The sequence below is a fragment of the Halomonas sp. ATBC28 genome, from assembly GCF_005937175.1.
GTDB lineage: Bacteria > Pseudomonadota > Gammaproteobacteria > Pseudomonadales > Halomonadaceae > Vreelandella > Vreelandella titanicae.
In genome coordinates, this window is the sequence record NZ_VCQL01000130.1 from 1 (window position 1) to 425 (window position 425).

The following is a 425-nucleotide window of genomic DNA, read 5'->3' on the forward strand; positions in this document are numbered from 1 at the left end:
CTTCCGCTCGCTGTTGCTGAAGCGCCAGCCCGGTATAGAGGAATGTCAGACGCGAGCGTTTACCGCGCCCGACTTCCGCTTCCCACGTCAGCCAGCCGCGATCCTGCATGGTGTTGAGCAGGGTGCGCATATGACGACGCGAGCAACTCAGTAACGCTGCCAGTTCGTTGAGCGTGGTCTCCTGAGATTTACCCTCGCAGCATTGCCACAGGCGGATGAACTGTTGTTGCAGACGAGCAGATGGCATAAAAGGGGAACTCCTGCGCAAAAGACAGCAATTTTATTTTCCCTATATTAAGTCAATAATTCCTAACGATGAAGCAAGGAGTTGCTCCATGCGTCAGTTTTATCAGCACTATTTTACTGCGACAGCGAAGTTGTGCTGGTTGCGTTGGTTAAGCGTCCCATAACGATTAACCATGCTT

1 protein-coding gene is annotated in these 425 nt (G+C 51.8%); it reads right to left on the reverse strand.

Features of this window, described 5'->3' with window-relative positions:
• A partial coding sequence (locus tag E0L35_RS25670; protein WP_171051244.1) for an SgrR family transcriptional regulator occupies positions 1 to 247 on the reverse strand: 247 nt, incomplete at its 3' end.
• Positions 248 to 425 lie beyond the last annotated feature (178 nt).